At 39.5% G+C, this 1,960-nt stretch carries 1 protein-coding gene and 1 pseudogene; one reads left to right on the forward strand and one right to left on the reverse strand.

Annotation, left to right across the window (positions count from 1 at the left end; genetic code table 11):
- A partial coding sequence (locus WBA23_RS15935; protein ID WP_424583279.1) for an AAA family ATPase occupies positions 1-1,078 on the reverse strand: 1,078 nt, incomplete at its 3' end.
- 164 nt (positions 1,079-1,242) lie between these two features.
- On the opposite strand from WBA23_RS15935, the pseudogene WBA23_RS15940 reads away from it, so the two are divergent.
- A pseudogene (locus WBA23_RS15940) lies at positions 1,243-1,960 on the forward strand (hypothetical protein); the annotation flags it as partial.

Genomic DNA, 1,960 nt, shown 5'->3' on the forward strand with positions numbered 1-1,960 from the left:
ATGAAGTAAGTACGTACGGGCTATGGGTAGTAATAATTAGTTTGTCTTTATGCTTATTAATTCGTTCAATAATAAATTCAACTAACTCCTTCTGAACTGTTGGGTAGAGATTGAGTTCGGGTTCTTCTATAACAAAACAGTTTTCCACGATGTTCTCGTCGCTAGTATTGGATTCTATTACCAATAAAAGGGGAATGATAGATTGAAGCCCACTAGATGCCTGCTCTAATTTGACTTTTGCTCTATCATCAAAAGTCACGAAGTTAGATTTGTCAGAGTACACGTAACTCACTTCTAGAAAAGGTATAGAAAAATTACTATTCTTCTTCCGGGCAGACTCAAGGCGCGTACCGAACTGCTTAATACACTTAGCAATTGAAACATCATTATTCATTAATCCGAAGATAGATTCGGCTACTAGTGACAACAAAATTCTCTCAGCAGGAATATATATTATTTTCCCCGAACCAAATGGTCTCATAACAAGGTCATTTATCTCTGCCATGTATGACATTGTTTCATCTAAATAATAACCTTCATCGTTAATAATCTGATCCTTATTATTTTTTACTTTTTCAACAAGTTCTCGAAACCTGTTAACTTTCTTATCACTACCTTCTGATTTCACTTCTATTTTATCAAAATCATATGAATCGATAGATAACAAAGCAAGTGAAATAAGTTTATTGACAGACGCTTTTCCACTCATCATACTTTTTGCAAGAGAAGAAATTATAGGAGCCATTTCACGATTTGGATCAATAGCTGAAGCCAAACCTTTAAAAGGAAGATTAGAATGCACCTCATTGCTTTTCAACTGCAGAGAGTATTCGCCTTTTATATACTCAATGTATGTTTTTTCTTGAAAAATATAGTTAATGTTATAGTCTGAAAGTAGTTCTTCAACAATAGCAAAATCATCAGTATATATCAGTTCAGCGCTATCTCTAAATATAGAAATCAACTTCGCTACCGTACTTTTCCCGCTGGAAGTGCTGCCGATAAAAACATTGATGTCTTTGATTTCTAGCTCAATGTCCTTGATTGGACCGAAATTTTTAATAATAATCTTTTCCATAGAAAACGGCCTTATTTGTAGTATACCATAACGTCGCTTGCTGGTTTTCGTTGAGATCACCACATTTTGTTATTGTCTCAATATACCAAAAATAAAATCTCACCAAATACACGGCGGCTACTATCTTTTGTGCTAGTTTCGCCCTTGTGACTGCTCGTCAATCAATGTACAAAATACCTGTACTTCTTCTATTCGAATGGCTGATTTTTGGTTGTCAATCGTCTACTGAAATTCCGGGATCAACTATTACGGATACGCTCTCGGTTGGGTATACTTTATCGCAGCAGTACTGTGGTAACTGCCATCAGTATCCTAATCCCGACCTACTGCCGAGAGCTACATGGGAAAAATATGTACTACCCCGGATGGGTCATCGCTTGGGAATCTATGAGCATGATAGTGTCCGTCAGGTTTTATTAGAAGCCGGAATAGGCGGCGAACGGGTAGACCAAGCGGGAGTTTATCCTACCCAGCCAATCATTGACCAGGATCAGTGGCAAGCTATTCAAGCGTACTACTTAGATCGTGCTCCCGATTCATTATCTGTAGACGTACCGGAAATAGCAGTAGGCCTATCGCACTTTCAGGTTCAGGTTCCATCCTACCGGTTGTCACCCCCGAGCACTACAATGGTTAAAATTCATCGGCAGCAGCTATTTGTAGGCGATGCTAATTCTAAAAGTTTGTATCAGTTCGGAAATGATCTTAGTTTACAGCGAGTAGCCCGGACGGGCGAGGGAGCGGTGCATAGCGAAATCTCTGCTGAGCAACTGCTGCTAACCGTAATGGGGTCGTTTTCGCCCACAGATAATCCATCGGGGAAGGTTATTACGCTGCCGCGAAATGAAGGTGGTACGCCTCAGGTACTACTGGACAGTTTGC

It is taken from the genome of Tunicatimonas sp., assembly GCF_049647865.1.
Taxonomy (GTDB): Bacteria; Bacteroidota; Bacteroidia; order Cytophagales; family Cyclobacteriaceae; genus Tunicatimonas.